Origin of the sequence: Fischerella sp. PCC 9605 (assembly GCF_000517105.1) — a bacterium.
Taxonomy (GTDB): Bacteria; Cyanobacteriota; Cyanobacteriia; order Cyanobacteriales; family Nostocaceae; genus PCC9605.
Genome location: NZ_KI912148.1, coordinates 1,691,866 through 1,714,870, shown reverse-complemented (window position 1 = coordinate 1,714,870; position 23,005 = coordinate 1,691,866). Strand labels below are relative to the sequence as shown.

Below are 23,005 nucleotides of genomic sequence, written 5' to 3'. Positions count from 1 at the left end.
CATAAAGCACGTGGCGTGGAACCTTCAAGGGCGCGCTGCCTCCTCTTGACCCTTGACTAATAACTATTTTATTAATCTTGATACCACAGATGTCTGTGGGATATCACTATGTCTTAATTGGCGATCAAGCAAACAAGCAGCACACCGAGACATTGTGTGATAATCTACTGTCACCACACTGAATAACAAAATGCGGCAACAGAAATGGGGGTTTAGGAGTCTTTAAGAACTAGGCTTCAAAGCCCCTATTATTAAAGCTGCAATCTATACATCTCCCAAAATCATCTGAGTTGGGATTGATGATCCTTTGTCATTCTACTTCTACATATGTCCAACTGTCCCTTGAATGTTGCAAAACTAATATTCTCTTGGCGATGCTTTTTTGCGGCCGTTTTCAACAGTGCTTTTCTGATGCCATACGTTGGGAGTCAACTCGCACAAGCGCAAGAAGTCAACCAGTCTTGCCAGATATCAGCAGCAGAGGCACAAGAAAAAGATAAATTACGTTTGTCAGCCCTAAAAGGCGAACAGGAGGCACAAAACCGTTATCAACAAATGCTGCGACAAAACGCACAAACTTTGCAAGAATGTAGAAGTCGCAATTGGCCTCAAGTCCAAGCAATCTGGTTGCGTTTGTATCCCTGCGACACTCAGGCAGGAGAAATCGAGAGAATTATGGATCGGATTGTCAACCGAGGTTATAACCAAGTTTATTTAGAAGCTTTTTACGACGGACAAGTACTGTTGCCAGCAGCGAATAACCCTACGGCTTGGCCTTCTGTAATTCGTACACCAGGGGCGGAGAACAACGATTTGCTCTTAAAAGCAATTCAAAAAGGGCAAGAACGAGGTTTAAAGGTTTACGCCTGGATGTTTACGACCAATTTTGGTTATACTTACGCTCAGCGTCAGGACAGAGAAGGAGCGATCGCCCGCAATGGCAAGGGTCAAACAAGCTTATATGTTGTAGAAGATGGCTCGCAAGTATTTATCGACCCCTACAACTTGCAAGCAAAAAGCGACTACTATCAGATGGTACAGGAGATAATGCGCCGTCGTCCAGATGGAGTGCTATTTGACTACGTGCGCTATCCACGACAAGCGGGAAGTGATTCGATCGCCACCAAAGTTACAGATTTGTGGCTTTATAGTGAAGGCACCCAACAAGCATTATTTCAAAGAGCACAGAATAACAAAGGGCTAGAATTAATTCGCCGCTTTTTAAGCAAGGGATACGTAACAGCGGGAGATATCGGTGAAGTTGATAAACTTTATCCCCAAGAAGGAGAACCCATGTGGCAGGGTCGCATGCCACCAGTAGCGCAAACGCCAGCACCGGGGCAAGCACAAGCAGCATCTACAGGGCAAAAGCCGCCGACACAACAAAAGGCAATTATTCCTCCACAACAAAGACAACCACAACTGCAATCGGAGTTATGGCAACTCTCTGTAGCTCACGCCATGCAAGGTATTCTAGATTTTGTCAATTTGGCTGCTTATCCAGCCCAGCAGCTTGGTATTCCCGCAGGGGTAGTGTTTTTCCCAGATGGCAATCAAACTGTTGGACAAGGTTACGATTCCCGCTTGCAGCCTTGGGATAGGTTCCCAAGTTCTCTAGAGTGGCATCCCATGTCCTATGCTAGTTGCGGTAATGTCAGTTGCATTGCGGCGCAAGTACAGCAGGTGTTGAGTCAGGCAAAACCAGGTACTCAAGTTATTCCTGCCATAGCTGGTCAGTGGGGTAAGAGTATAAATGGTCGTCCACCACTAGAAGCACAAATGCAAGCAATGCGTCCATTTGCATCCCAACTAAGGGGAGTGAGCCATTTTGCTTATTCTTGGCAAGACCCGGAACATGATAACGAACGGAAATTCTGCCGTGCTCAATAATAGGGTTAAGGGGGAAAGGGGAAAGGGGAAAGGGGAAATAATCCCTTTAACCCTTCGTAATTCCTGTACTCATCGAATTGCCTGACTACTGATTCATCGCACTAATTATCAGAGGTTTGTAGTGAGCGATTGATCGCTCAATTTCAAGGGCTAAAGCCCTAACTACGAACTTTCGCAACTTATCAAAACTAATGCGATAGACCACTACGCCATCTATATGAGGGCTAGTGAGTTACTAACTTTGAGCTAGCAAGCTTTTGCTGGGGCGATCGCTTGGGTGCGTACTGTCTCAAAAATCGCGATCGTAAAGTCCAACAGTGGAGCAACAAAGATGAAGGCAGAGCGATCGCCTGTTGACATTGATTGAAGGTAAATTTTTGTTAGTACATTAGTACTATAAAATAAATCTCAGGTTAAGAGTTAACCTTTTTACCGTATATCCTGTGTCCTTTTTATCCAATCTCCCCTAGAAGAGGTTACAGAGGCTAGAATGTTAGCTTATCGATTTGCGTGTTTTGTAAAAGCTAGGGTGTCCAGTGGTACAGGAATTTCGTTCGGAAATATCACCACCATTATTGTCTGCTGGTAGCGATCGCGATCTCAATTTAGAGTCCACTCTCCAGGAGTTACAGCTTTACAACTTCCAGGTAGAAACAAGCTGTACAGGCGTGGAGGTGGGGAAAGCTTTTGAAAAATATCCGTTACTGCCAGGAGCAATCTTGGTAGAACAAGGAAAATATGCTGGTATGATTTCGCGGCGACGACTGCTGGAATTTTTAATTCGCCCTTACGGACAAGAGTTATTTTTTAACCAGGCTTTAAGTATTCTCTACAGTTATGCTCGTACGTCGATTTTGGTAGTTCCTGAGACAACACCAATTTTGACAGCTATGCAACTGACATTGAGGCGATCGCCTGAATTGGTAGCAGAACCGCTAGTTGTGCAAACTGCATACAATACCTACCAATTGTTAGATGTGCAGCAATTAAATATTGCTTCTTGGCAAATTCGCGGTATAGAAACTCAAGTGCGTTATGAACGCAGCCAAGCCCAAATGATTCAGAATGATAAAATGGCGAGTTTAGGGCGTTTGGTAGACGGAATTGCCCATGAAATTTTAGATCCAGTAAGTTTTATCTGGGGCAACTTAACTTATGTCTCTAATTACAGCCAAGACTTGCTTAAACTAATCGCAGCTTACGAAAAAAAATTGCCAGTCCTATCTGAAGAAATCGTTTCTCTTAAAGAAGAGATGGAGTTTGATTTTTTAGAACAAGACTTATCACGAACTCTTGCTAGTATCCGTACTGGCACAGAACGTTTAAAAAAAATGGTAATTAGTTTGCAAAATTTTTGTCATATTGATGAAGTTTATCCAAAACCCGCAGATTTACACGCCTGTATAAATAATATTTTATTACTAATAAATAGCCGAATCAAAGGAGAAATTGAGATTATTAAAAACTACGGTAATCTCCCTCCAGTCTATTGTTTTATTGGACAGTTACACCAAGTATTTATGAATATTTTAAGTCAATCTATAGATTTTTTGCTCGATGAGGCAGTGCGACAGCACTTTAATTCAGATTTTATAAATAAACCTAAGAAACCACAAATACAGATTACTACAGCAGTAGTTTCTCAACCAGCTACTACTCCACACGCTCCAGATTCTCGTTGGGTTTCAATTCGCATTACTGATAATGGTCCAGGAATGCCTCAGGAATTACAAAAAAAAATTATTGAATCTTTTTCTGTGGAGAAAAGGGCTAATAAAGAAACTAGCCTAGCAGTAAGTTATCGAATTATAACAGCAAGACATGGAGGCAAATTTAATTTGATTTCAAAGGTTGGTCTAGGTACTGAGTTTGAAATCTTGTTGCCTTTGTTGTGAGTAGAGGGGAAAGGGGAAAGGTGAAAGGTGAAAGGGAAAAGGGATTTTTTGAAGAAAGGCAGAAGGCAGAAAGCAGCAAGGACAGATTACTGAGTTATATTCGGGAGCATCCCAAATGTTTAAATTGACTGTCATGCTGAATGGAGCAATAGCGAAATGAAGCATCTCAAGTCGTGAACTAGGCTTGAGATTCTTCGCTCCACTTTGTTACGCTCAGAATGACAAACATATTTTCAAAAATTGGGATGCTCTCGTTAGATTCTTCTTCAATACCAGTACCCAGTCACCAGTCCCTATTCCCCTTTAATTGTGTTTTGGACTAATTGATGTACGTTCAAACCATTCTTGGTATTTTTTCTTTTGTTCCTCATCTTCAACCGTAATAGTGACTCGCACCTTCTGACATCCGTGATTTTTCTCTAGGGCGATCGCATTTAAAAGTAAACTAGCAATTTTAGGCGAATTGAACTCACCGCTGACAGTTAGTGCACCATCATAAATCTCGTGTTCCAGTCTTTCTGGTGTAGTTAATTCGACACTACTAAGTTCCTCAGGCAGTTCTTCTTGACCTAAATTAATTTCTGCAAGCTGTTTGCGTTCTGGACTAACCTGTTCAACAATCAGTTTTTCACGTCGGACTGGAATTTGTACCATCCGGGTTTCGATTTGTTTGCGAATAATTACATCACCAACTTTCCGTTTGTTCCGGTCAACTTTTAATCTTTCTCCTAGTAAACGAATGATTTCTTCTTGAGGATGTGCTCCTGAAGTAGACTGTTCTACAGCAGTGTTTTGATTATTGAGATTTACTTGTTCGTTAGGCATTTCTAGGTTTTTGCTACCGACTGTTATTTCTGATTGTGGATATTCAGGCATATACTCTGTAAGTAGTTTGTCTATATTTAGTAAAACCGATTTTGTTGCTATGTTGATTTTGCCAATTAATTTGCTTGGCAATAAAAAGTAGCGATGGCTATCTTCGACTTGCTGATTTTGCTGTTCTCCAATCTGAGAAACCATCATGTTAAGTTGGTGATGAGCATCTATAAGCAAATCTTTCACCCTTCCTATTAATTGACCTTGCTGATCAAATACAGCAAAGTTTCTTATTTTTCTCCTCAAATTCTCCAGCAAACTGTTATGATTTCTTTGATATTGTGCATTGAAATGAGTTTTCATATATAAAAATATTATTATTTCAAATTTGAACAAAAGCAAGAATAAATAAATATTTTCATAGGCGGTTGCTTTGCTGTTTTTGATGTCTATATGATTTAGTACAGGCAAAGCTGATAAAGAAGCTTTACCTGTAACCCTTTTAAGGAGACTGGGTACCGAGTATTAGGTACTGGGAAAACAATTTCTAAAATTCACCTAGTCTCCAATCACTATTCCCCAGTCCTGTAGTGGCGATTTGCACCCAACTTAGTTGCGGCAGAAGTTGAGGAAGTTTTGCCGCGATCTATTGACCATAGGCTAAATCAAGGGATTGGCCTACACATCCCGTCTATCAATCGGACGATTAGGAGCGTCTACATCCAATTCTTCGCGACGAATTGTGTCTTGAGCCTCAACAGTATCTCTGTCTACTTCTTTTCTAACTCTGACTTCTTCACGCACCACAGTTTCTTTGTGAATGTCAGGAGTTTCTTCATAGATATCCATACGAGCAACTTCGCCTTCACGGAAGGTTGCTTCGCCTGGAGCAACTGGTCTACCTGCGTCTTGTGGGGTTACTCGCTCAACAACTACTCGCTCTTTTTCAACCGGAACTTCAACCCGTGCAGTTTCTGTTTCAACGTGTTTGCCAACTGCTACTTCGCCGACTTTCCGACGCTGCTTGTTGGCGATCAAGCGTTCTTCGTACAGTCTGAGAGTTTGATGATTCTGCTCATTCATCCCGAACAAAGACGGTTCGCGATCGTAGGTATAGGTGTTGCGGTCATAGGTAGGAGTAGTCGCAGGAGTAGCGGGAGTATATCCTGTAGAAGTTACACCTGTAGCACTTTCCAGAGGTGCTGATGCTTCTAGGGGTGCTGATGCTTCTACTGGAGGAGTACGGTATACACCGCGTACCCGTTCTTCATAGTCGTAATCAACAGTTTGGCGCTCGTCGTATTCAGGTAAGTTTTCTGCTTGCTGTTTAGTCATACCTACGACATAGATGCGATCGCTCTGCTGATCTATGCGGGAACGACCAACTGGTAACAAGACTTTCTTACCAAAAATCCAAAAGCCCAGATCTACTACGAAATAGCGAAAACGACCTTCTTCGTCTACTAAAACGTCGGATACTGTACCAATCTTTTCATCAGTGCCTTCTGCGTAGACACTCATTCCTTTGATGTCATTTCCACCAAAGCTATCGCGATAGTTAGGGTCGAAATCTGTCAATTTGTAAAGAGCCATGCTAATTCCTCTACAATTATTTTTTTGTTTTCAATCCTAGACTAGTAAAAGTTTTAATTCGTTCTCTCTTTCTCACGAATGATTTAGCCGAGTTTGAATGGAATCAATAGGTGTATTTTTTCTATTTGCTTTCAGGCTCAACTTAGTTAATTGAGTATTGCTTAATTGTCTAGAAGTATTAATTCCCAATTATTATCTCCAAGTAAAATAAATACAGGCAGAGATGAGCATCCTCTCTGCCTGATATTTTTTATTCAGTAGAAATATTTGGGACAAATTGATGCAAATTAAGTGCGATCAATTTCATTTATGTCATTTTGACTTAAAGGTAAATCACCTTCAGTTTTAATGTCTAACTCTTCACGACGAATCGTGTCTTGAGCTTCAACAACATCTTGTTCCACAACTTTCTTGACATGCACTTCCTCGCGTACAAAAGCTTCTTTATGAATTTCAGGCGTTTCTTCGTAGATTTCTATGCGTGCTACTTCCCCTTCTTGGAATTGAACTTCATTAGAATCAACTACCATTCCTTCCTCTGTAACAGGAACGCGCTCAATCACAACTCGCTCTTTTTCAATTGGTACTGAAACCCTTGCTGTTTCGGTTTCAATGTGCTTACCAACTGCTACTTCTCCTGTTTTGATGCGGTTTTTGTTAGCAATTAACCTTTCTTCATATAACTTCAAATTTTGATGGTTTTGCTCGTTCAAATTGTACAGATTTGCATCTTGTTGGTAACTATATGTATTGCGATCGTAGGTAACATTGCTGCCTGGAGTACGATACGCTCTGCGTACTTGTTCTTCATAATCGTAATCAACAGTTATGTCATCTCTATATTCAGGCAAATTTTGCAATTGTTCTCTACTTAGTCCATCAACATAAATGCGCTGAACACTATAATCTATGCGAGTAAGACCAATTGGAAGTAATATTTTTTTCCTATTAGCATCAAATTCAGTATCAATGACTAAATAGCGAAAACGTCCATCAGGATCTACTAGTGCATCTATCACTGTACCAACTCTATTTTGTCCTTGAGTATAGAGAGGCAAACCTTTGATATCATCGCCACCAAAAGTATCTCGGTAGTTAGGATCAAAATCTGCAAGTTTGTAGAGAGGCATAATAGCTATTACCAAATTTTTAAAAACATCTATGTTATCAGCATAAAAATTCATTTATTTCTTTCCATCCTACTAGCGACTTAATTCTATTAAGTCTCCGGACAAAATAGGTATTACTCGTGAATGTTGGCTATACGGAATGAGGAATAGAAAATGGGTATTGGTGACTGGGGATTGGGGATTGGGGATTGGGGAACTCGGGGCTCCCACGACCGCTCTTAGTGGGGATTAGGGGCAATGGGGATTGGGGATTGGGGACTGGGAATTGAGAATTAGGTGAACATTATGAATGATGAATACTGAATGCTAAAAATTTCATAATTCATAATTCATAATTCATAATTCATAATTTTTATGCCCTAGTACCCAGTTCCCTTCATTGGTTAGTAATGGCTACCTGATTTGCGGTGCTGGATTGCGGTAATGCCTGTTGGTTCTAAAACTTCCCCCTCATCTACAGTTGCATAGATTAACCAGCGATCGCCACATTCCATTCGTTTTTGAACAGTACATTCCAGATAGGCGAGGGCATCGCTAAGAATTAGGCAACCATTGTTAGCGGTTTGGGTTGTTAATTGAGCAAAAGGATTCTCTCCTGGGATGCTGCGATAGGAAAAGTGTCGCCTCAGGTTGCGTCCTTCCTTGAGAATGTTGAGAACAAATTGATCGCCTGGATGAATAATCGCATCTGCATTTTGATCTTGGGCAATGGCAATCATCAAACCGGGGGGATTGAAGGTAGCTTGAGATACCCAAGAGGTGAGGATGCCGCAGTGACTATCGCCGCGTCGGGTACTAAGGACGCACAGAGAACCGATGATCCGCCCAACGGCCTGTTCTGTGCGGTCAACTTGTGCTTCTGTTAACGCTTGGCGAGGGGCCCGAAGTTTCTTCTTCTTTTTCAGGACTTGGGCAAATTCTGCCCCTGCATCCTGACACTGCTGCAAGATGAACTCAGTCGGACTGAAGCGAACGCGGATGGTATCAAACCCCAAACGGTAATTGGCGTCTAATAACTTGCTTTCAATTAAGTCGATGGCTTCGCCACTCCAGCCATAGGAACCAAAGACTCCCGCCAGCTTTGTTTTCGCCGCTGCCGAGAGGACAATTCCCAAAGCGGTTTGAACTTGGGTGGGTGCATGACCGCCTAATGTGGGAGAACCAATGATAAAGCCATCGCAAGCTTCCACCGCACGGGTAATTTCGCTTGGTTCTGCCAGTTCGCAGTTAATAGATTCAACGGCAACGCCACTTTGAATTAATCCTTGGGCGATCGCCTGTGCTAAGGTTGCTGTATTGCCATAAGCAGAAGCATAAAGCAAAGCAACTCGTAATTCCTGGGTTTTTTGTTCCTGACACCATTGGCGGTAATCGTAACTAAAGCGGCTGAGACTGTAGCGGACAATGGGGCCGTGACCGGGAGCGTAAAATTTGGCTTTTAAAGGTGCTAATTTCTCTAAGGCTGCTTCCACTTGTTTGGCTTGGGTAGCGTGGAGACAGTCAAAATAATAGCGGCGATCCGCATCCAATTGCTTCCAGTCTTCATCAAAAAGAACATCACTACAGACATGAACTCAAAACAACTTGTCAGTATAAAGAATGCGGGTAGCACTGTCATAAGTACACAGTCCATCTGCCCAACGGGGAGTCCGTACAGTAACGAATTGCAGTTGATGCCCTCCTCCCAAATCGAGAGTGTCTTCAGAACGGACTAACTCAATTTTCAACTCCCAGTCAGGGAAAGTCGTTTTCACAACATTAGCAGCGGGTTTAGAACAGACAATCTTGACTTGGGGTGCTTGTTCAAGGAGGACTTTCAGGGTTGCCATCCGATTTGGATTGACGTGATTGAGAACGACATAATTCAACTGCGTCAAATCCAAATGTTTATTGAGTTCCTGTAGAAAAATCTGAGTAAAAGACTCGCCAGGAGGGTCAATTAAAGCAGTTTGATCGGCTTGGATGAGATAAGAATTAGCCGTTGTTCCTTTTTGGCGGGCATATTCAACTTCAAACTTGAGACGTTCCCAAGTCCGCGATCGCAAAACTAGAGTATGAGTACCAATTTCAGCAACTTGAACGTCACGAGGGCGAGTGGTTGTAGGAGTTAAAGTTTGCACAGACATAGAAATTTGTTGGTGGTTGTTGGTTGGTGGTTGGTGGTTGGTGGTTGATGGTTGTTGGTTGTTGGTTGGTGGTTGTTGGTTGGTAATGACTAATGACTAACGAAACCATTACTTAATGCCCATCTCAAGAACCCATCAGCAAACTTAACTGACATAGAAGTAACTGATGTGATGCACCCACTATTTGGGCGAAGGTTTGCAGTGATATCCATATCAACCCCGCCAAGTGGTGAGGGTCATGCGGTAGTAGCCTATCGAGGTCATATGCGCTTACGCATTCCTTTATCAGCAACCCAATTAGCTCTCCCAAAACAGTATTTACGTACTAAGCTCACATTAGAGAGTGTGACTGAGTTAGTCACGTTAGCCAAACAATGTGAGGTTTTATGTCAATCCCACCCCGTGAGATCTGGGAACGCCTCACCCCAGCACTCCAAGAAGTAATCACAGACGAACTACAAACCGTCTTCCAGGAGGTAATTTATGAGTACCTCAGAGCTAGTAACACTCCAACACCTGAACCGCAAAGCGATAATCTACATTCGTCAGTCTACCCCACATCAAATTAATCAGCAATCAGGAGAGTTTGCGTCTGCAATACGCTCTGCGTCAGCGAGCTATAGAACTGGGCTGGTCGGATAATAACATTGAGGTAATTGACACTGATCTAGGTATTACCGCCGCCAGCGCAGAACAGCGACCAGGCTTTAAAGAACTGTTAGCCCAGGTAACTTTAGGATTAGTAGGGATTATCCTCTCTTATGATGTTACTCGCCTGTCACGTAATTGCTCAGATTGGTATCCCTTGCTGGACTTGTGTGGTTACAGAGGTTGTTTGATTGCTGACAGAGATGGGGTTTATGATCCAAGTAGTGCCAATGGTCGATTATTGTTGGGACTCAAAGGACAAATTTCCGAAGTAGAGTTGCATACGATTCGTTCCCGCTTAAGTGCTGGGATTCTTAGCAAAGCCAGGCGTGGTGAACTGGCACTCACCTTACCTGTGGGTTTGGGTTCGTGATGAACTGGGAGTGGTGCAGAAAGACCCAAATCGTGAGGTGATTAACCGAATTAACTTAGTGTTTGAGATTTTTGGGCAACGTAAGTCAGCTTCCAAAGTGTTGCAGACGTTCAACAGTGAAGGGCTGTTGCTTCCACGGAGAAATCGCTTTGGTGATATTTTTCTGGCGCAAGCCTAGCGTGGCAAGTATCATCTCAATTCTGAAAAATCCTGCCTACGCTGGTGCATTTGTATATGGACGTACACGTACTCTCAAACGTGGTTTTGGTTTCAAATCAGCCACAACAAAAGCAATTGCCAATGGCCGAATGGAAAATCCGAGTCAATGACGTATATCCAGCTTACATCAGTTGGCAAACCTACGAGCGTAATCAGGCACAGCTTATGGATAATTATGCTGAGTATGACCGCAATAAAACTCGTGGTATCCCTCGCCCTGGTGCAGCATTACTGCATGGGATAGTTTACTGTGGTGAATGTGGTCACAAGATGGTTGTCCAGTACAAAGGCGCAACCCGCTATATTTGTAACTCCTTACGGCAGCAGTATCGTGTGCCTGTTTGTCAGTATATTCCTGCTGATGCAATTGATGAGTACGTAGTCAATGCCTTTTTAGAAGCTTTGTCAGTTGTAGAGCTAGATGCTTATCACAAAGCTGTCAAAACCCAACAGCAGTCTCAAGAGACAGTGGAACGAGCGCACTCTCCAACAAATACAACGTTTACAGTATCAAGTAGCACTAGCAGAAAGACAGTTTAACCGGGTTGACCCGGATAACCGATTGGTAGCGGCCGAACTAGAACAGCGTTGGGAAAACGCTTTACGCGAACTAAAACTTGCCCAAGAAAACTATGCTCAACGTCAGCAGCCTCAAACAGTAGATCACCTACCAAAAGAACTCAAAACTGCTTTTATTAACATTGGACAAAGGCTCCCTGAACTTTGGCACAGTGGCACCTTGACACAAGTGCAAAAAAAATCTCTGCTACGCTGCCTCATTGATAAGGTCGTCATTCATCGTGTTGCACGTGATACAGTTCGCACTCGGATTATTTGGAAAAGGTGGTGACACTACTAATGTTGACCTGCCAATCCCAGTTGGTTCATTGGCTGAACTCACCAATGCCCAGGAATTGGAAACTCAGGTTGTTAGTTTGAGCCAACAAAGTATTGATGACCAAGTTATCGCTCAACAACTGACGGCACAAGGTTATCGATCGCCACTATGCAAAACTCTCCTGCCCAGTACAGTCAAAACTATCCGGCTTAAACATCATATTTTTCAAAACCGTAGCCAGTCTCATCCCCGCGAGATTTCGGGTTATCTTACGGTTCCTCAAGTTGCCCAGTCTTTAGAACTTTCACCCNACTGGATCTACGATCGCATTCATAACGGAACGATCGCCATTAGCAAGGATGAATCAACCGGGCTTTATCTGTTTCCTAACCTTCCCGATACACTCTTACAATTCCAAAAGCTCAAAGCTGGAGAACTCCAGAACTTGCGTTTTTGAAAGGAGTATCAAGATGCCCAATCAAATAACTAATGACCATTCATTTCAAGCATTTCTTGGGCGAGGCGCTTTTTGTATCGCTTTGAGACTTGTTGTTCAGGATCGATGCCTTCAAAGGTTGGAGGAAGCCAAACTCTCAAAACCATTAATGCGCCTAACACCAGTAAGAAAGCACAGGCAGCTAATACTTGCATAAACGACGTTTCTAGTACGCCTCGCACAATCATTTCTCGTAAGACAGAAACAATCGAAACTTCTACAGCAACCCCAATGGAAACTCGTTGCTCTTGCAGATAAATGATTAGCAGGCGGAATAACTCTACTAAAATCAGCAGTGACAGGATATCTGCTGTCACCACGTGGAAGTGGATTGGGGGGATGAGAGAAAGGAACATGGTGCTAATTTGCAGCACCATAAAGCTAAATAGCCCGATGCATAGTGAAATTACGATCAAGTCTTGAATCAGTTCCAGTGCTTGCACAATCCGACCCAGATTTAGCCAACTTTCCCGCTTCACGGGTTTGGTTGGCACATTTTTGAGTAATGCGATCATGTAAAGACTCCGGTGAGGTAGATGGGGAGATGGGGAGAGGGGAAGAGTGGGAGAGTGGGAGATGGGGAGATGGGGAGATGGGGAGAGGGGAAGAGTGGGAGATGGGGAGGTGGGGAGGTGGGGAGGTGGGGAGGTGGGGAGAATTATGAATGATGAATGCTGAATGCTGAAAATTTCATAATTCATAATTCATAATTCATAATTTTCTTAATAATGATTGCCGACCTTGCGATGATGGACGGCGGTGAGGGTATCTAGTTTGGCAACTCTGCCGGTGTGTACGCTACTGTAAATGATTCAGTGATCGCTGCATTCCAATCGCGTTGTAACTTCGCATTCCATATAGGCAAGGGCATCTGCCAGAATGGGACAGCCATTGCTAGCGGCATAGGTTTTGATGCCTGCAAACCGATCTGCACCAGGAGAGAAACGCTTGAGGAAGTGTTTCATTAAGCTTTGGTAGTTGTCTTCCTCTAGGACGTTGAGAATAAAGCGATCGCCGATGTGGAGTAATGATTCAATTGCCCGATCTTTGGCAACCGCAATGGCAACTCCCAAAGGATTCATGCTGGCTTGCATTACCCAAGAGGCTAACATCGCACTGGTGACGTCTCCTTTCTGGGTGGTAATAATATAAAGTCCACTGCTAAGCCTTCCCAATGCTCGTTCTAAATTATTATCTAGGGCTTTGATTTGTTTGATGGTGCGATCGCGAGTTAACCATTGTCCGATGTCTGTTCCCGCTTCGTCGCACATCTGATCGGTTATCTGCGTTGGCGGTTCTTTAATCAGAATCGGGGGGAAAGCTTCAGTCAGTCCAATTTCTTGAAACTTGTTCCGCAGGGGATAAATTGGCTCATCTTCACCACCACCAGTTTCAAACAGCCCCACCGCTTGCTTGTTGTGTGCGGCTGCGAGAATAGTACTTAAAGCCGCATGGGCATTTTGATCGGACTGGGATGGCATACCAATTACCACACCCGCCGCTTGGTTTACCAATTCCCGCACTTCATGGGGTTCAGCAGTACTTAAATCTACTAATTCTACTGCTACCCCATTCCTCGTGATACCATGAGCGATCGCCCTTGCCAATTGGTCGCTGTATCCGTAATCTTCAGAGTAGAAGAGGGCAACAAGAGTATCTGCCTTTGCTTGTTCCTGACTCCATTGCTGGTAGCGATTCACCCAGTCTGACAGGTGATGTTGCAATAAAGGGCCGTGTCCTGTGGCGATTGTGCCAACATCTAATTTTTCCATCCGCTTAATCGCAGACAGCACGGAACGAGCATTGGGAGCCATCAGGCAGTCGTAGTAATATTTAAAGTCGGCTTCAATTAGATCTAGATCTTCATCAAAGGTGTGATCGTCACAATAGTGCATCCCGAATGCATCACATGTGAAAAGGATGCGGGTTTTGGCATCATAAGTAAAAATAGTATCGGGCCAGTGAAGATTGGGAGCGGAAACAAATTCCAATTGATGCCCGTTGCCTAAATCCAAGCGATCGCCATTTTTAACTATTAGAGATTGAAATGGCTGATGCACCATATTTTCTAGAAATTGGATGGCAACTTTAGAAATTGGATGGCAACTTTTGCCCCTACTACCGTCACTTGGGGAGCTAACTGCAACACCTCTTGAACCAGTCCGCTATGATCGGGTTCGGTGTGACTAATAATTAAATAGTCTAGTGTGGAGAGGTCAATTAACCCGTTTAACACATCTAAATACAACTGCTGAAACTTGCGGTGAGAGGTGTCAACGAGGGCAGTCTTTTCACCTTGAATCAGAAACGAATTATAGGTTGTGCCGTTTTGCAATCCAAACTCGATATCAAAGCGATCGCGATCCCAATCAAGAGAGCGAATGGCTATTGTTTCAGTCTCAATCTCGACTGTTTGCATGGTCAAGCGACCTTGCGATTTGGTATTTTCAAGCAACGAAGTGAGTGCAACCATACGCTGCTGTCTCCAACAATCTTTTGACGTGGTTCTTCTTACTTCTTAATGTTTATCCAGATGCACTATATTTGTAAAATGTCAATTTTTAAAGACAATGATTAATTATTTAAATATGAAAGTAACTTTGGTTAACTATTAGTTATAGATTATGAATTATGTCAAATCATTCTTGGTTAACACTGGTGAAAAAACACCGAGCGATCGCAGTTATCCGCGCACCTGAGCTAGAACTGGGACGCCAAATGGCTTTGGCTGTGGCATCTGGGGGAATCCAGATCATTGAAATTACCTGGAACAGCGCTAATGCTCCAGAATTGATCGCTAAACTCCGTTCGGAACTACCCGGTTGTGCGATCGGTACTGGCACACTGTTAAATTTGCAACATCTACATCAAGCAATTGCCACTGGGGCACAATTTCTGTTTACACCCCACGTTGACTCAGACATGATTCAAACAGCGGTTGCTGAAAATATACCTATCATCCCAGGAGCGCTTTCTCCCACAGAAATTGTTACCGCTTGGCATCGCGGTGCAACTTGCGTGAAAGTGTTTCCCGTGCAAGCGGTGGGAGGAGCAAATTATATAAAAAGTTTACAAGGGCCACTAGGTCATATTCCCTTAATTCCCACTGGCGGCGTTACCCTGGAAAATGCTCGGGAATTCTTGGAAGCAGGAGCGATCGCAGTGGGTTTGAGTGGTCAATTATTTCCCAAACAGTTTGTAGAAACTAGTAATTGGCAGGCAATATCTCAGCAGGCAAAAACCTTGATGGCATTGGTGAATAATTCTTAAGAGTTACAAAGCCGATTTTCGCTCAAATTTGTCAATGGCAAGGGTAGGAGTATCAAATTCTTGCTTGACAAGAGCAGATCGGCTTGAGTATATTTGTTTAGTACAAAAGTACCATAAGCCTTAGAAACCGTAACTTCAAAAACAAGGTTTTTGTCATTTCAGTATTTACACTGCTCTGAAAATACTATCTTCAAGGCTACCCTCAACTCAGCAGAGGGTAAGTCTTAGTATTGCTTGCTACCTAAAAATCTTGCATACAAACTGGAGTTTGAATATGAGCACAGTTGCAGCTAAAGACAGCAAACAACAAATTTTGCAAGCATTTCAACAAATATTGGCAGATAGGAAAAAATTAGAATCAAAAATAGCTACCAAGCAAGAAGAAGCAGAAAAGGCTAAAAATCAACAAATTTTAGAAGTAGCCTCTACATACACCGTTGATAGTATTGTCAAAAGTTTAGCTGATTTGCAATTGGAGTTTGGCAGCATTGTCAATGCATTATCTGAGAAGTTAGCCCAAGAAAACTCCAAATTAGACGAACTAAACCGTGCGATAGAAATTGAAACTCAGAAATTAAAAGAGCTTCAACAAATTAGAGTTGTAGCAGACGCATTGGATATATTAACTCAAGAACACCAAGAAAAACTCAAAACTCTAGAACAAGATACAGCTACTAAAAGAGAAGCACTGGAAAAAGAAATAGCACAAACACGCAAAGAGTGGCAAAAAGAACAAGAAACGCATGAAGAAGCAGTCAAAGCATTCAACGATTTATTAGTTAAAGAACGTAATTTAGAAGCAGAAGAATACCAATATAAATTAGAAAATACTCAAAAGATTAACGCAGATGCTTACGAGGCTAAAAAGCGTCAACAAGAAAGGCAAATAGAAGAAACTAATCAAGAAAAAGCAAAAAATTGGGCAGAAAGAGAAAAAACGCTCTCAGATCATCAAGCTTTATTTGCAGAATACCAACAAAAAGTAGCAGCATTTCCTACCGAATTAGAAGAAGCCGTGAAAAAAGCTAGAGAAGAAGCGATTAAAGAGACTAGCCAAAAGGCAAAAATTGAGGCTGATTTATTTGAGAAAGAGTGGGAAGCTACCAAACAAAGTTACGAATTAAAAATCCAATCATTGGAAGAAAGTATTAAAAAACAAATTGAGCAAATAGAAGGACTCTCCTCTCAACTCCAAACTACTTTAAAACAAGCACAAGATTTAGCATTGAGAGCTTTTGGTAATTCTGAAAAATAGCCAATATTTGTAGAGATGCACTATGGTGTGTTTCTAACGCCATACCTGGAAATTTTGAATAGCAAATTTGGAGGTTTGTTGTGCCATCTAAAAAACCCAACGAAAAGAATACTAAAGTAGAAATTCTCCAAGCTTACAACGAACTAGCCCAAGAGAAAGCAGCGTTAACATCTCAGCTTGATCAACTGGTAAAAGAACGTAACTCTGCATCGAAAAATACGGCAAAACTAGAATTAGAAAACAAACCAGCAATGAATCAGCCGTCAACTATCCAGCAAAAAATGAATTATACTATTGAAAGTCTAGCCAAAATTCAGTTAGGCTTTGGTAGTGCTGCTAATGAATTATCAGAACAACTCACAACACAAGCATCTAAGCTAGCAGAGATTCAGCAATCGGTAGAAAATGAAGTTCAACAATTAAAAGCATTACATAATTTAGAAATTTCGGAAGATACATTAGATACTCTGATTCGGTCTTACGAAGATAATTCCAAAACTTATCAGGAAGAGTTTAACCAGCGATCGGAGACTCTATTACAAGAAATTCAAGAACAAAGAAAAGCTTGGCTGAAAGAACAAGAAGAACATAAATTAACAATCAAAGAGCGGAATGATAACCTCAATAAAACCCGACAACGTGACGCAGCAGAGTATAAATATAATTTAGAACTCCAGCGAAAACTGGAGATGGATGAATACGATCAACAGCAGAAAGCTTTATACAAAGAATTGGAAGAGTTTCGACAAGAAATTGAGAAACAATGGACAGAACGGGAAAAAGAAATTTCTGAACGAGAAAAACAATTTGAAGAGTATAAAGCTAAGGTAGAAGCTTTCCCTAAAGAAAAAGAAGCCGCTATCAAAAAAGCGACAGAAGAAGGTAAAGGCATAGCTTATTATCAGGCTAAGGTAAAAGCAGATTTGTTTGCGAAAGAAGTAGAAGGACAAAAGCGTTTCTACGAGCAAAGATTGCAATCTCTAGAACAGACTATTACGAATCAAGAAGCACGGATTCAAAATCTTTCCAAGCAGTTGGAATCTGCCCTTAAACAAGTTCAAGATTTAGCTGTTAAAGCTATTGAAGGGTCTGCAAATATTAATTCTTACCAGGCAATCAAAGAAATAGCTTTAGAACAAGCTAAAAGCCAGGTGAAAAATAAGTGAGCGAGTTATGATCTGACTGGTCAATTGTTGGTCTCAATTACCTGGTCTTTAAGTTCCAGGCTGATAACATAAAGAATTTTGGTGTGTAGAGACGTGCTATAGCACGTCTCTACAAGGTATGTAAATCAGACAATCTTTCTTATCTGAATTGTATTGGGTTAAGCTCGGATGAAACTGAACTCTATCAATAAGAAAATAGAGACGCTTTTTCCGCGTCTCTACAAGAGAGGAAACCCGTTATCAAGATTAAAATTCAAAATGAAAAATGAAAAATTGAAAATTGAAAAACTTAATCAGTAATCAGAAAAATAATCTACTTGCTTGAACATTCAATTTATTGTAAACTTCAAGCTGTTTCAGGCTTCGAGTTGTTCTGGTCTTGGTTGTTTTGAGCTTGTTTAAATTTGGTACTACCAGATTCAGTTCTAGGTTTATTGGTGACAGGAATTTTTCGGCGGCGAGTCATAGCAGCTAGGTAATTTTTAACTTTGTACAACTTGAACTACACCGCCAAAAATTCCGAATCCGGAAAATAAAAAAAATAACCGACTATAAGTCGGTTAAAAAATATTAAGCATTGGGAAAAAGTTTAGCCATTCAGCCTTGTAGCTAATTTTCATGGATGATAAATTCTTCATTGTGTCATCGTATGCTCGCGTCTATTCTCAAGAGATGACGGTGTGGGAAGATATCATCACGCAAATGCTGAAAAATCGAGATTAGGGGGTATATCTTGGATACGTCCGGAACCAACGGCCCGTATTGCTTCGTGAAGAGAAATATCGCCAGTATACAAGGCACGACCAACAATTGCACCTGTAACGCCTTGGGGTTCTAATGCTAGTAAACTCAGCAGATCGGTTATAGAACTAACCCCACCAGAGGCAATTACAGGAATATTCACTGCGGCGGCTAGTTCGCGTAAAGCATCTAAATTCGGCCCTGTAAGGGTACCGTCACGATGGATGTCTGTGTAGATTACTGCTGCTGCTCCCAATTCTTGCATTTGTGCGGCAAGCTGAGTAGCAAGAACTTCTGAAGTTTCCAACCAGCCGCGAGTCGCTACTTTGCCATTACGGGCATCTATGCCGATAATAATCTGTCCGGGAAATTCCTGGCACAGCTGTGCTACTAGCTGTGGCTGTTCTACAGCAACGGTTCCCAAAATTGCCCATTGTACGCCTAAGTTAAACAACTGTTGCACGCTTGCTTGGGTGCGTAACCCCCCACCAACTTCAATGGGTATCGATACCGCTTGAGCGATCGCTTCAATTGCACCTAAGTTTACTAATGTACCTGCTTTCGCCCCATCCAAATCAACTAGGTGCAATCTGGTAGCACCCTGTTCTACCCACTTTTTGGCAACATCCACAGGATTTTCGTTGAAAACTTGGGAGCGATCGTAGTCCCCTTGATAAAGTCGCACGCAGCGACCTTCTAGCAAATCTATCGCTGGAATAACTTCCATAATTAACCTCAAATTTGTTAGTAGATAGTAGTTAGTAGATAGTAGTTAGTAGGTAGTAGGTAGTAGTTATTTGTTCATTTTTTACCACTAACCACTAACTACTAACCACTAACTAATTCTTAGTCCTCTTAATTACAGCTTGCCGAAAACCCAGCACAATCAAGATATTAGAAAGTGTCAAAAATAATTCTGCACTCCCGTGTAGCCAATCAACGTTTGCCAAAGACTTACTGTAATGCACTTGAGCATAAATCCCCGCTGGGATGGTGACAGCGACAAACACGAGAGTACCGTAAAATCCATACAAAGCCAGACGTGGCATTTGCTTGACTCGGCTAATAAACCACAAGAAACCCAAGTAGGGAAACAGTGACAGGATAAATAGGGTTTCTTTTGAAATCATTGCTTTTAAATAAATATAGTTGGAGTTGTAGGGGCGGATTTAATGCCAAAACTATCAATATTGTTACATGAAGACAAGAGCTAACCCGCCCGTATTCAAACAAAAGGTAATTATTACTTTGATTTGATGGGTTGGGTGGAAGTCAGTTCACTAGCCATCTCAGCAGATTTTGTAGAACGCCAAATCCATACTGCTGCTGCCCAAAGCGTACAATTACCAACTACAGTCATGGCAGCTTGTAGGGTGACTAGCCATTCAAGTGATTTTGCATTGTCAAAATAGTGCCAGGTACAGGCACACATGGCGCTTACTAAAGCTGGTAACATCGCTACAGATAATGTCCACCAAGCACGGTTGCTAGTGACTTCTCCATATTTCCAAATAAACCAAATCGCGGCAATCCACTCAATCACGCTAGAGACGTGAATAATCCAGGTGGGAATCGAAAGAGCGTGCATGTTAGTCAACAATCAATAGTCAATAGTTAATAGTTAATAGTCATTGATCATTAGTCAATAGTCGTTGGCATATTCTTGTCTTCTCGCCGTACTTCTTCAACCTGACCAACTTCAAAAATGAGGGTGAAAGGCTGACCCATTTCTCGCTCAATAAATTCTTCCAACAACTGTACTTGCCAAGGGGTTACAGGTTCTTTTGCCCGGACATTCAGACGGACTTCTGGCGGATTGGTTAGCCAATTGGTTTGACTTCTGAGTAATTCTAATCTTTGAAAAGTGACAGTTTTGTTCAACAATGCCTGTCGCACGCTGTATTCTAACTCTACTTGCCTAACAAGTTGGAAAAAGCTTACACCCAAGGGAATTATCAGAATTGACGTAAAAGCAGAAGTCCAAATCAGAGGTTTGCGTGCCCGACGCATGGATGTATAACCTGCCAACAAAAATATAACCATGCAGGAAAGAGTTATACCCAGCAGGTTGGTGAGGTAAAGTAGGGTTGCTCCTAGACTTAGCGATAAATTTGCGCGTGATAATCCTAAGCCAATTACGCAAATAGGAGGCATGAGAGCAACGGCAATTGCTGTTCCTGCGACGCTTCCAGAAACTTTTGGTTCGATCTTGGCGTAACCGCTGATGCCGCCTGCTGCTACTGCTATCCCTAAATCCAACAGGGTTGGTTCTGAACGTGCTAGTACTTCACTACCGAAACTGGGAAGACTTACAAACATTCCCAATGTATAGGCGATCGCTACTGCAATAATTGTTCCCGCCCCCACAGCAATTATTCCTTTGCGGAACAATAACGTGTTTCCTTGCAAAGCACCAAAGGCTAACCCTCGAATTGGCAGCATCAAGGGTGCAACAATCATAGCTCCAATGATGACCGCAGCACTGTTTGACAGTAAGCCAAAGGTAGCGATGACACAAGAACCAACAATTAAAATCAGGTATGGTAAATCTAATGCTGATTCTGCTAGCAATTCTATTTCCATCTGTTCAAGTGGGATGGGCTTAGCAACTTGCCTTCTCAAATTCCGAAAACGGTCTTGCAATTTTCCTCGCACAATGCCTTCCTCTTCCCTCATCACTATCAATTTTGCACAGTTCTGTGATGATTATCTATTTCTGTAGGTATCAGCTCTGCGATCGCAGAGGATAAAATTGCGTTCCTTGAATTCAGCTCTTACAATTCAAAAACCGGATTATTTACAGGCCAACCGCAAGGCTCAGCTAGAGCCTCACCAATAGGTAGAGCTATTTCTAAACCATTTCTCAATTACCTACCACTCTTAATGCAGAAGTCTAACACTATATAAAACACTAGTTATCTCGTTAATAATCTCCCATTCCTCAACTGATTACCAAGTGGGACTGCATTTAGCTTATAAAAATGTGATTTATTTATAACCATGTACTGAAGCGTGACGGTGAAATGTAGGCAGTCCACTTGACCCGACCCGTAACATAGTTATTAGTTTAGTTTTACTTTTTCAGGTATAATGACTAATCTCCAAGACTACAATCCCAGCGGTGTAGGTGAAATAAATGGTAATCTCTTTGGTCTACCATTTAATTATGAGTCTGCAAACCTGATTGTCTTTGGTGTGCCGTGGGAAGTCACCGTTTCCTATGGTGCAGGTACTGCTAATGGGCCACAAAAGATTCTGGATGCTTCAACACAACTAGATTTGTTCGATTTTGATCACCCTGATGGATGGAAACAGGGAATTTTTATGGTAGAAATTCCCCAGGAAATTTTGGAGAATAACAATTACTACCGTAACTTAGCAGCAAAAATTATCGAGCGACTAGAGCAAGGTAAATCGCTAACAGATACACCAGATTTAACACCTATACTGACAGAAATTAATCAAGCTGGTCAACAAGTAAATCAATGGTTGTTTGAACAGTGTCAGGAAGCAATTAATCATGGTAAAAGAGTCGCTGTGGTTGGAGGAGATCACAGTTCACCGCTAGGTTATTACCAAGCATTAGCAACTAAATACTCAAATTTTGGTATCTTACATATTGATGCACACGCAGATTTGAGAAATGCTTATGAAGGATTTGAGTTTTCTCATGCATCCATCATGTTCAATGCAATGAAGTTGCCGCAAGTTTCCAAGTTAGTGCAAGTAGGCTTGCGTGATATTTGTCATGATGAAGTGCAAATAATTGACCATTCCCACAGACGAATTATTGCTTATTACGACCCTATGATTAAACGAAAACTCTATTCTGGCAAGACTTGGATGGAGTTGTGCCGAGAAATTATCGGTCATTTACCTGAATACGTTCATATTAGCTTTGATGTCGATGGTCTAGATCCAAAATTATGTCCTAATACAGGTACTCCTGTTCCGGGTGGACTGGAATTAGAGCAAACTTTTTGTCTGTTTCGTGAATTAGTAAATAGTGGTAGAAAAATTATTGGTTTCGATGTCTGCGAAGTTGGTGATGCTGAGTGGGATGGCAATGTCGGTGCACGAATTGTTTATAAGTTGGCAAACTTGATGGATTTATCGCAGCAACGACCTACGGCTTGATTGCTTGAAATTTCAAGGCAAACTAGAGAAGGCGATCGCCGATCAACAAAGTGCAGTTTACCTTTACCTTTACTACCTCAGTTTAGTATCGCGATCGCTGCAAGTTGAGTTGACGTTACCCATGCTCAAGCCGTCGTCACTAAAATTGAATCTGTCGTTACTAATATCACAACTTTTGTTACCAACATTGCGATTTTCATAAACAACATCACGACTTTTGTTACCAACATCGTGACTTTCTCTATCAACATCATGACTTTCGTTACCAACATTTAAGCTGTCATTAGTCATGTTGAAGCTGTCGTTACTAACGTTAAAGTTTTTGTGAAGCACTATTATCTTGAATCAAAATGCTATTGTTCGTGTGAACGTGCTTTAGGCGATCGCCCATAAACTTTGACTGATTTTGATG

The 23,005-nt window shown here is 41.9% G+C and carries 21 protein-coding genes and 2 pseudogenes; 12 read left to right on the top strand and 11 right to left on the bottom strand.

Features of this window, described 5'->3' with window-relative positions:
* Nucleotides 1-327 precede the first annotated feature (327 nt).
* Together FIS9605_RS0109880 and FIS9605_RS0109870 are read left to right on the top strand one after the other, a co-directional pair.
* Nucleotides 328-1,890, top strand: coding sequence for a family 10 glycosylhydrolase (locus FIS9605_RS0109880; RefSeq protein ID WP_026732449.1), 1,563 nt, complete (start codon nt 328-330; stop codon nt 1,888-1,890).
* A gap of 536 nt (nt 1,891-2,426) precedes the next feature.
* A complete protein-coding gene (locus tag FIS9605_RS0109870; protein ID WP_026732448.1) occupies nt 2,427-3,785 on the top strand; it encodes a sensor histidine kinase in 1,359 nt (452 codons plus the stop codon).
* Between the two features lie 303 nt (nt 3,786-4,088).
* Here FIS9605_RS0109870 and FIS9605_RS0109865 read toward each other — a convergent pair whose 3' ends face one another.
* The 4 genes and pseudogenes from FIS9605_RS0109865 to FIS9605_RS36685 form a co-directional block, all read right to left on the bottom strand.
* Nucleotides 4,089-4,964, bottom strand: coding sequence for a DUF2382 domain-containing protein (locus tag FIS9605_RS0109865; RefSeq protein ID WP_026732447.1), 876 nt, complete (start codon nt 4,962-4,964; stop codon nt 4,089-4,091).
* A gap of 315 nt (nt 4,965-5,279) precedes the next feature.
* On the bottom strand, nt 5,280-6,194 hold the full coding sequence (locus tag FIS9605_RS0109860) for a DUF2382 domain-containing protein (protein WP_026732446.1): 915 nt from the start codon (nt 6,192-6,194) through the stop codon (nt 5,280-5,282).
* A 287-nt stretch (nt 6,195-6,481) separates the two neighbouring features.
* Nucleotides 6,482-7,324, bottom strand: a complete 843-nt coding sequence (locus FIS9605_RS0109855) for a DUF2382 domain-containing protein (RefSeq protein ID WP_026732445.1) — start codon at nt 7,322-7,324, stop codon at nt 6,482-6,484.
* A 383-nt stretch (nt 7,325-7,707) separates the two neighbouring features.
* Nucleotides 7,708-9,450 (bottom strand): annotated as a pseudogene (locus FIS9605_RS36685) (diflavin flavoprotein).
* 386 nt (nt 9,451-9,836) lie between these two features.
* On the opposite strand from FIS9605_RS36685, the gene FIS9605_RS45080 reads away from it, so the two are divergent.
* Genes FIS9605_RS45080 through FIS9605_RS45055 form a run of 6 tightly spaced genes read left to right on the top strand, consistent with a single transcriptional unit; the run spans nt 9,837 to nt 11,540 of the window.
* Nucleotides 9,837-10,019: a hypothetical protein gene (locus tag FIS9605_RS45080; protein WP_231510282.1), complete on the top strand. Its 183-nt coding sequence runs from the start codon at nt 9,837-9,839 to the stop codon at nt 10,017-10,019.
* Nucleotides 10,020-10,036: 17 nt separating this feature from the next.
* Entirely contained in the window at nt 10,037-10,471 is a 435-nt protein-coding gene (locus FIS9605_RS45075) for a recombinase family protein (RefSeq protein ID WP_026732444.1), read from the top strand.
* A complete protein-coding gene (locus FIS9605_RS45070; protein WP_231510368.1) occupies nt 10,428-10,649 on the top strand; it encodes a hypothetical protein in 222 nt (73 codons plus the stop codon). Before FIS9605_RS45075 ends, FIS9605_RS45070 begins: the two co-directional genes overlap by 44 nt.
* Nucleotide 10,650: 1 nt before the next feature.
* On the top strand, nt 10,651-10,800 hold the full coding sequence (locus FIS9605_RS45065) for a hypothetical protein (protein ID WP_442854693.1): 150 nt from the start codon (nt 10,651-10,653) through the stop codon (nt 10,798-10,800).
* Nucleotides 10,772-11,230, top strand: coding sequence for a zinc ribbon domain-containing protein (locus FIS9605_RS45060; RefSeq protein WP_231510280.1), 459 nt, complete (start codon nt 10,772-10,774; stop codon nt 11,228-11,230). The genes FIS9605_RS45065 and FIS9605_RS45060 overlap by 29 nt, the downstream gene beginning before the upstream one ends.
* Nucleotides 11,231-11,252: 22 nt before the next feature.
* Nucleotides 11,253-11,540, top strand: coding sequence for a hypothetical protein (locus FIS9605_RS45055; protein ID WP_026732442.1), 288 nt, complete (start codon nt 11,253-11,255; stop codon nt 11,538-11,540).
* A 474-nt stretch (nt 11,541-12,014) separates the two neighbouring features.
* Here FIS9605_RS45055 and FIS9605_RS0109820 read toward each other — a convergent pair whose 3' ends face one another.
* Together FIS9605_RS0109820 and FIS9605_RS36675 are read right to left on the bottom strand one after the other, a co-directional pair.
* On the bottom strand, nt 12,015-12,539 hold the full coding sequence (locus tag FIS9605_RS0109820) for a phosphate-starvation-inducible PsiE family protein (RefSeq protein WP_035139503.1): 525 nt from the start codon (nt 12,537-12,539) through the stop codon (nt 12,015-12,017).
* A gap of 207 nt (nt 12,540-12,746) precedes the next feature.
* Nucleotides 12,747-14,497 (bottom strand): annotated as a pseudogene (locus FIS9605_RS36675) (diflavin flavoprotein).
* Nucleotides 14,498-14,655: 158 nt separating this feature from the next.
* Between FIS9605_RS36675 and FIS9605_RS0109805 the strand changes: the two are divergent.
* The 3 genes from FIS9605_RS0109805 to FIS9605_RS0109795 all read left to right on the top strand — a co-directional run bounded on the left by FIS9605_RS0109805 (nt 14,656) and on the right by FIS9605_RS0109795 (nt 17,715).
* The gene (locus FIS9605_RS0109805) at nt 14,656-15,294 is read left to right on the top strand and encodes a bifunctional 4-hydroxy-2-oxoglutarate aldolase/2-dehydro-3-deoxy-phosphogluconate aldolase (RefSeq protein WP_026732439.1); all 639 of its coding nucleotides are present in this window, start codon (nt 14,656-14,658) and stop codon (nt 15,292-15,294) included.
* Nucleotides 15,295-15,568: 274 nt separating this feature from the next.
* Complete coding sequence (locus FIS9605_RS0109800; protein WP_026732438.1) at nt 15,569-16,549, top strand: hypothetical protein; 981 nt, start codon at nt 15,569-15,571, stop codon at nt 16,547-16,549.
* Nucleotides 16,550-16,629: 80 nt separating this feature from the next.
* On the top strand, nt 16,630-17,715 hold the full coding sequence (locus FIS9605_RS0109795) for a hypothetical protein (protein WP_026732437.1): 1,086 nt from the start codon (nt 16,630-16,632) through the stop codon (nt 17,713-17,715).
* A gap of 694 nt (nt 17,716-18,409) precedes the next feature.
* Here FIS9605_RS0109795 and hisA read toward each other — a convergent pair.
* From hisA to FIS9605_RS0109770, 4 genes are all read right to left on the bottom strand, one after another.
* A complete protein-coding gene (hisA, locus tag FIS9605_RS0109785; protein ID WP_026732436.1) occupies nt 18,410-19,183 on the bottom strand; it encodes a 1-(5-phosphoribosyl)-5-[(5-phosphoribosylamino)methylideneamino]imidazole-4-carboxamide isomerase in 774 nt (257 codons plus the stop codon).
* Nucleotides 19,184-19,295: 112 nt separating this feature from the next.
* Nucleotides 19,296-19,586 carry a DUF3593 domain-containing protein gene (locus FIS9605_RS0109780; RefSeq protein ID WP_026732435.1) on the bottom strand — a complete coding sequence of 97 codons (291 nt, stop codon included), beginning with the start codon at nt 19,584-19,586 and terminating at the stop codon, nt 19,296-19,298.
* Between the two features lie 113 nt (nt 19,587-19,699).
* Nucleotides 19,700-20,044 (bottom strand): DUF2499 domain-containing protein, encoded by a 345-nt coding sequence (locus FIS9605_RS0109775; protein ID WP_026732434.1) that lies wholly within the window; start codon nt 20,042-20,044, stop codon nt 19,700-19,702.
* 50 nt (nt 20,045-20,094) lie between these two features.
* Nucleotides 20,095-21,132: a DUF389 domain-containing protein gene (locus FIS9605_RS0109770; RefSeq protein WP_026732433.1), complete on the bottom strand. Its 1,038-nt coding sequence runs from the start codon at nt 21,130-21,132 to the stop codon at nt 20,095-20,097.
* Between the two features lie 411 nt (nt 21,133-21,543).
* Between FIS9605_RS0109770 and speB the strand changes: the two genes are divergently transcribed.
* Entirely contained in the window at nt 21,544-22,593 is a 1,050-nt protein-coding gene (gene speB / locus FIS9605_RS0109765; RefSeq protein ID WP_231510354.1) for an agmatinase SpeB, read from the top strand.
* Between the two features lie 72 nt (nt 22,594-22,665).
* Here the strand turns inward: speB and FIS9605_RS0109760 are convergent, their stop codons facing one another.
* Nucleotides 22,666-22,884: a hypothetical protein gene (locus FIS9605_RS0109760; protein ID WP_026732431.1), complete on the bottom strand. Its 219-nt coding sequence runs from the start codon at nt 22,882-22,884 to the stop codon at nt 22,666-22,668.
* Nucleotides 22,885-23,005: the final 121 nt, after the last annotated feature.

What these genes read in the sequence shown, in the direction of transcription:
- FIS9605_RS45080 (WP_231510282.1), top strand. Translation starts at nt 9,837, where the DNA reads ATGTCAATCCCACCCCGTGAGATCTGGGAACGCCTCACCCCAGCACTC.
- FIS9605_RS45060 (WP_231510280.1), top strand. Translation starts at nt 10,772, where the DNA reads ATGGCCGAATGGAAAATCCGAGTCAATGACGTATATCCAGCTTACATC.
- FIS9605_RS0109820 (WP_035139503.1), bottom strand. Translation starts at nt 12,539, where the DNA reads ATGATCGCATTACTCAAAAATGTGCCAACCAAACCCGTGAAGCGGGAA.
- FIS9605_RS0109855 (WP_026732445.1), bottom strand. Translation starts at nt 7,324, where the DNA reads ATGCCTCTCTACAAACTTGCAGATTTTGATCCTAACTACCGAGATACT.
- FIS9605_RS0109880 (WP_026732449.1), top strand. Translation starts at nt 328, where the DNA reads ATGTCCAACTGTCCCTTGAATGTTGCAAAACTAATATTCTCTTGGCGA.
- FIS9605_RS0109800 (WP_026732438.1), top strand. Translation starts at nt 15,569, where the DNA reads ATGAGCACAGTTGCAGCTAAAGACAGCAAACAACAAATTTTGCAAGCA.
- FIS9605_RS0109860 (WP_026732446.1), bottom strand. Translation starts at nt 6,194, where the DNA reads ATGGCTCTTTACAAATTGACAGATTTCGACCCTAACTATCGCGATAGC.
- hisA (WP_026732436.1), bottom strand. Translation starts at nt 19,183, where the DNA reads ATGGAAGTTATTCCAGCGATAGATTTGCTAGAAGGTCGCTGCGTGCGA.
- FIS9605_RS0109805 (WP_026732439.1), top strand. Translation starts at nt 14,656, where the DNA reads ATGTCAAATCATTCTTGGTTAACACTGGTGAAAAAACACCGAGCGATC.
- FIS9605_RS0109770 (WP_026732433.1), bottom strand. Translation starts at nt 21,132, where the DNA reads ATGAGGGAAGAGGAAGGCATTGTGCGAGGAAAATTGCAAGACCGTTTT.
- FIS9605_RS0109780 (WP_026732435.1), bottom strand. Translation starts at nt 19,586, where the DNA reads ATGATTTCAAAAGAAACCCTATTTATCCTGTCACTGTTTCCCTACTTG.
- FIS9605_RS0109775 (WP_026732434.1), bottom strand. Translation starts at nt 20,044, where the DNA reads ATGCACGCTCTTTCGATTCCCACCTGGATTATTCACGTCTCTAGCGTG.
- FIS9605_RS0109865 (WP_026732447.1), bottom strand. Translation starts at nt 4,964, where the DNA reads ATGAAAACTCATTTCAATGCACAATATCAAAGAAATCATAACAGTTTG.
- FIS9605_RS0109760 (WP_026732431.1), bottom strand. Translation starts at nt 22,884, where the DNA reads ATGACTAATGACAGCTTAAATGTTGGTAACGAAAGTCATGATGTTGAT.